The 5,261-nt window shown below is 43.7% G+C and carries 7 protein-coding genes; 2 read left to right on the top strand and 5 right to left on the bottom strand.

Annotation, left to right across the window (positions count from 1 at the left end):
- The 4 genes from PX636_RS22685 to petN all read right to left on the bottom strand — a co-directional run.
- Positions 1 to 122 (bottom strand): 4-Cys prefix domain-containing protein (locus PX636_RS22685; protein ID WP_353853475.1); only part of this gene is annotated, 122 nt, incomplete at its 3' end.
- An 81-nt stretch (positions 123 to 203) separates the two neighbouring features.
- Positions 204 to 1,457 carry an exonuclease subunit SbcD gene (sbcD, locus tag PX636_RS11665; RefSeq protein WP_288117284.1) on the bottom strand — a complete coding sequence of 418 codons (1,254 nt, stop codon included), beginning with the start codon at positions 1,455 to 1,457 and terminating at the stop codon, positions 204 to 206.
- A 42-nt stretch (positions 1,458 to 1,499) separates the two neighbouring features.
- The gene (locus PX636_RS11660) at positions 1,500 to 1,643 is read right to left on the bottom strand and encodes a hypothetical protein (protein ID WP_002736416.1); all 144 of its coding nucleotides are present in this window, start codon (positions 1,641 to 1,643) and stop codon (positions 1,500 to 1,502) included.
- Positions 1,644 to 1,659: 16 nt separating this feature from the next.
- Positions 1,660 to 1,749, bottom strand: a complete 90-nt coding sequence (gene petN, locus PX636_RS11655; RefSeq protein WP_012265708.1) for a cytochrome b6-f complex subunit PetN — start codon at positions 1,747 to 1,749, stop codon at positions 1,660 to 1,662.
- Positions 1,750 to 2,163: 414 nt separating this feature from the next.
- Here petN and PX636_RS11650 point away from each other — a divergent pair, with 414 nt between their 5' ends.
- Together PX636_RS11650 and aroB are read left to right on the top strand one after the other, a co-directional pair.
- Positions 2,164 to 2,559 carry a hypothetical protein gene (locus PX636_RS11650; protein WP_288117282.1) on the top strand — a complete coding sequence of 132 codons (396 nt, stop codon included), beginning with the start codon at positions 2,164 to 2,166 and terminating at the stop codon, positions 2,557 to 2,559.
- A gap of 192 nt (positions 2,560 to 2,751) precedes the next feature.
- Entirely contained in the window at positions 2,752 to 3,852 is a 1,101-nt protein-coding gene (gene aroB / locus PX636_RS11645; protein ID WP_288117280.1) for a 3-dehydroquinate synthase, read from the top strand.
- Here the strand turns inward: aroB and PX636_RS11640 are convergent.
- Entirely contained in the window at positions 3,829 to 4,965 is a 1,137-nt protein-coding gene (locus tag PX636_RS11640; RefSeq protein ID WP_288117278.1) for a geranylgeranyl reductase family protein, read from the bottom strand. The two genes, aroB and PX636_RS11640, sit on opposite strands and share 24 nt — an antisense overlap.
- Positions 4,966 to 5,261 lie beyond the last annotated feature (296 nt).

Here is a 5,261-nt window from a genome sequence, read left to right as displayed (position 1 = left end):
TGACCAATTAATTTTATAGCACGATAACGATCTTTTATTAATAATTGAAAGCGACATTTTTGACAGAATTTATCTGTAGGATCATTGTTATATAGACAATCGGGATTAAGACATAAACTCATGGCTTGTTTAAACAGGGATAGGGAAGATGTTTCAGTGAGCAGTAAACTGATAACTGATAACTGATAACTGATAACTGATAGCTAAATCGAGGTTTCTTCCTCTAGCCAAATTTCTGGCTGTTGATTTAATAAAAGCTGGGCTGCCTCTAACATATCATCAACAATATCCCGCAAATCTTTCTTATTATCGATATAAGCTTTTAACGCCTCCATCGGATCTAATTGATTACCCACCCCTAATTCCGGTAAACGGGGACGGGTTAATTGACTAATTAACTCGGCCCGAATACTATAACTATGGGCAGTTTTTAACGCCTCGTCAAGCTGATTGGTGTTGATTAGTTCTAATTGTTCACTGCGAATTTTATAAACTAAGCGGATAACTGCTTCCTGAATATCGTGTTTTTTGAGAGCTTTTAGCAATTCTTTTTGGGGGTTTTCTGCCTCGGAAACATCCACTTCGATGGAACGGAAAGGACGCACGGGTAAAGGACAAAATTCCCATTTAACCTCTCCTTTAGCCACTTCTATTAGAACATAGCCCTTATCTTCTTTTTCCTCGCTAAAATCCACTCGATCGATGCTCCCCGGATAGACAATAGGCGGATCATTGCTAGGATTAAGATTTTGGTGTTTGTGAACATGACCAAGGGCAACATACTCGAATTGTGGACGATTTAGCAACGATAAAGGCACAGTAAAACCTTTACCAACCGCTAAAAATCTTTCTGCTCCTAAACTAGCTCGATCGGCCATTAAATGGGCTAATAAAACTGTTGGTACACTTGTATCTAATTGGCGAATTTCTCCTTCTAAAACCGGTTCTAAACGGTTAATTAACAATTCATTTACCCCACTCAAGGATAAACCCTCGGTTTCGGGACGGGTTAAGAGAGTGGCGCGGGTTAACCAAGGTAAAGTAATTACTTGGATATCGCCGTTGCGGGTGGTGATGCGATGGGTGGTCAGGCGATCGCCAACAATAAACCCCGGCACCGCTAGGGTACGATAGATGGAGAGACTGACACCGCCATTACCATGAGAATGTTGATCGTGATTACCCACTAATAACACCGTCGGGATCTTAGCATCGGCAAGACGACGGAATTGACTGGCAAAAGCTTCGTGAACAAAAGGAGGAGGAGTGGCATCGGGAAAGGCATCTCCCCCAAAAAGAACTAGATCCACAGGGGAGGCAATAGCCCGATCGATACAGAGGCTTAAACTGCCCATAAAATCCTCTAAACGCGTGTTTAATCCCGTTTTTGGATTTAAACGTCCATGGGAAAAACCGCTCCCCATGTGAATATCCGATAAGTGCAGTATTTTAATCATAGTAAAGGAAAAACAGGCGTAATTAAGTACACCTGTTCAGGATTATTTTCCTAATTTTTTATCGCCATCTTGACGACGGCGATCGCGCCATTCTGTAGTCGTCAGGTAGAGAATGCCACCACTGACGATAACGAGGAGAATTAAGGCGACTAGAAAGAGAGTGTTGAGAATCAGAGATGTTTCCATGGTATCTATAGATTACCTAGAAACCGTTACGACCCCAAACCACCATGGCGATCGACCAAGTGAACAGGGCGAGAATGCTAACCCAACCAAGTGTCAAAATATCCATAATTGCCTTTGTTAAACGAATTACTTAGGAGTTGACACTCTCCGCCCTAAAAGCGCGGAGATTCTTGGGCTGAATCTTGCCGCTACTAGCAAAGCTAATTTTGGTCTTACAGTTTCATGTCTAGTCCGACTACACCTACAAGGTAAGCACCCTTAAAGACTACTCCCCAAGCGTAAATTTCTGTGTGTCCCACAGTATTTAATTGTTTTTCGCTCTTACCATGTGGACTTACGATGAAAGCTTTTGTACCAGTGATGGTTAGAGATTTAGGGATTACGGAGTGTCGCTTGTTTCCTGCGTTCCCAAAGTCAACGACTCAATTTAATGCTAACATAAAGTCGCCCTAAAGGGCGAGGTTTTCAACCCAAATTTTCGATAATACTCCATCAGTGACTCCGTTTTAGAGAGGCGATCGTGCAAATTACGCTCAAGGAAAGAATCGAATCCATACAGGTGGGGAGTATCTCGGCTCTGGCTTTCCTGGTTCCCTATCTGCTATTTTTAACTGTTGATCGACTATTGTTAGGGGAATCGCTCACACTAATTGGCGCTTTTGTCAAGATATCCGGGGCGATAATTAGCGGATTTCTCTTCGGTGTCACCTATCGTTATGTCGTCCGTAACGATGATAATCCCCATCTCAAAGATGGTACAGTAGCAGCTTTTGCCCTAGTCCGCGGCCTAGTTCCCCTACAATTATCCACAGACTTGATCGCTGACAGTGGGCAATTAAGTCTCTTTCTGGGAGAGAGCTTTATCTGTTTTTTATCCTGTCGTCTGCTGTTAGAGTTGACTAAGCTGCGCCCATAACCGACTCAGTTATCAGTTATCAGTTATCAGTTATCAGATTTAAGTTTTCAGTGAGCAGTATGTATTAAGTGAGCAGCATTAAATGGCAGTTTCCCACTGTCTTTTCACTGTTTACTGATCACTGTTTACTGATTACTGTTTACTGTTTACTGTTTACTGATCACTGATCACTGAAACATCACCCCACACCCTATGGCTATTTGTATTCCCGTTAATTTACCCGATCGCTCCTATAATATTCTGATCGAGAAGGGCAGTTTAGCTAATCTCGGTGCAGAAATGAGCCGGTTAAACTTAGGTAAAAAGGTTTTATTGGTTTCTAATCCCGAAATTTTTGACTATTACGGACATAAAGCCGTTAATTCCCTAGAAAAAGCGGGATTTGCCGTTTTTACTCATCTGATCCCCGCCGGCGAAAATTATAAAACCCTCGATGCGATCGCCCAAGTTTATGATACGGCCCTCGTTCACCGGTTGGAACGTTCCTCGACTATGGTTGCCCTCGGTGGTGGTGTAATCGGGGATATGACGGGATTTGCGGCAGCCACATGGTTACGAGGCGTTAATTTTGTCCAAGTTCCCACCACCCTGTTAGCCATGGTAGATGCTTCCATCGGGGGTAAAACTGGTGTTAATCATCCCCAGGGCAAAAATCTGATCGGGGCGTTTTATCAACCAAAATTAGTTCTGATCGATCCTGACGTGCTTAAAACTCTACCCGTGCGAGAATTTCGGGCAGGAATGGCAGAAGTGATTAAATACGGTGTAATTTGGGATGCTGAGTTATTTCAACAGTTAGAAGACTCGGACAATTTAGCTAGTTTTTCTCAGATCGATGGCGAGCTATTGCAAACAATTATTACAAAGTCTTGCCAAGCTAAAGCAGATGTGGTAAGCAAAGACGAAAAAGAAGCGGGTTTGCGGGCGATCTTAAACTATGGTCACACGATCGCCCACGGCATTGAAAGTTTAACGGGATATACTAGCGTTAACCACGGGGAAGCGGTGGCTCTGGGGATGGTGGCGGCAGGAGCGATCGCTGTTAAACTGGGAATGTGGACCGCCGGGGAAAATCAACGTCAAACCGATCTAATCGAAAAAGCCGCCTTAGAAACCCGTATTCCGCCTTTAAATGCCGATGAGATGGTAAATGCTCTCACTGCCGATAAAAAGGTTAAAGATGGCCAAGTTAGATTTATTTTACCAACGGCGATCGGCCAAGTCACCATTAGCGATCGAGTCACCCCCACCCTGGTGCGCGAGGTGTTATCACCAACCGAATCCGGGCAGTAAAAGCTTTTTCAATTGTTGCATCGCTTGTTCCGTAACATCCCGGTATTTTAAATCTCCCACGAGAATACGTCCCATCAGTTGACCGGCGATCGGGCGTTTAACGGCGATATTGTAGGCGATTTGGGTAAATTGATAGAATAAACCGGCTAATTTGGCCGCTAAAGCCATATCTTCCCCCCATTCTTCCCGAATTATCCGACTATAGCCCGCTAAAGCCTGATTATCCCCGGCTAAAGCTCGATCGATCGCCTCGGCTGCCTTAACTCCCGTCAAAATTGCCGGACGGATACCCTCACCGATGAGAGGATCGAGAATACCCGCCGCTTCTCCTGTAATTAGGGCATTTTGGGCGTGTAGCGGTTTATTTCCGTTCCAAAGGGCTAAAGCATACTCACTATAGCGATAATCCTCTAAATTCCAGCCCTTTTGACGGGCATAATTTAACAGTTGTTTTTTCAGCTCCTCGGATTTGATGCTGCCCTTAAAACAACCACCGCTAATTGTGTAACCATTAGACTTGGGAAAAGCCCAGATATAACCATTTTTTAGGGAACCAAAATCAAAAAAAGCTTTTTGGGGTGGAATAGTCGCTTCTGCGTTAGTAATTTCCAGAGTAGCCCCGATCGCTTCGTTTTTCGCCGGTAATCCCAACCAGCGACTGGTATTACCCTTAACACCATCGGCAGCAATCAGATATTTACCTGAAAATGTTCCTTGGGATGTGGTAACTTGCCAGTGATCTTGAACGAATTTGATCTGGGTAACTTCGCTGTTATCTTGGATGGTTGCCCCGACTGCGATCGCCTGTTGACCTAAAAAATCATCGAAACGATCCCTTTGTACCATCCACATCGGTTCTAGCATATTTAACTTAGTGGTGGCGGCATCCCCCTGTTTCCAAGTAAACTCCACTTGGGTGACGGTATTCTCAATCACGGGGGTAAAGTCAAAATCAAACCACTGCTTAATTGCTGGGGATACCCCACCACCACAGGGTTTATAACGGGGTAATTTCGCTTTATCGAGGATCAGGATCGATCGCCCCTTTTTAGCTAGATGATAACCCGCCGTCGCTCCTGCTGGTCCCGCACCGATGATAATACAGTCAAACATTTGTACTAATTTAAGTCGTTGAACAAATTTATAGACAATTTACGCTATTTTGTCCAACTTGTGTTGAGTCTGGTGACGCTCAGAGGGGATTCTGTCATTGTTGAGCTTGCCTCTCTAGTTTCTAGTTGATTTATCCCCCCATGTCCAAGAGAACCTAATCTCTGGCTTTTTTGACTAATTGATCAATCTTCACATGATCAATCGTATAATCAAAAAAACTATAACGGCTCGATTATATCATGAAAATTGTTTCTATTAAAATAAAAAACTATCGTATGTTTAAAAACATACACATA

The organism is Microcystis sp. M53598_WE2 (assembly GCF_030067735.1).
In the GTDB taxonomy this organism is placed as follows: domain Bacteria; phylum Cyanobacteriota; class Cyanobacteriia; order Cyanobacteriales; family Microcystaceae; genus Microcystis; species Microcystis aeruginosa.
The sequence above is the reverse complement of the archived record's forward strand: the minus strand, read 5'-3'. Positions and strand labels throughout refer to the sequence as shown.

What these genes read in the sequence shown, in the direction of transcription:
- sbcD (WP_288117284.1), bottom strand. Translation starts at nt 1,457, where the DNA reads ATGATTAAAATACTGCACTTATCGGATATTCACATGGGGAGCGGTTTT.
- PX636_RS11660 (WP_002736416.1), bottom strand. Translation starts at nt 1,643, where the DNA reads ATGGAAACATCTCTGATTCTCAACACTCTCTTTCTAGTCGCCTTAATT.
- petN (WP_012265708.1), bottom strand. Translation starts at nt 1,749, where the DNA reads ATGGATATTTTGACACTTGGTTGGGTTAGCATTCTCGCCCTGTTCACT.
- aroB (WP_288117280.1), top strand. Translation starts at nt 2,752, where the DNA reads ATGGCTATTTGTATTCCCGTTAATTTACCCGATCGCTCCTATAATATT.
- PX636_RS11640 (WP_288117278.1), bottom strand. Translation starts at nt 4,965, where the DNA reads ATGTTTGACTGTATTATCATCGGTGCGGGACCAGCAGGAGCGACGGCG.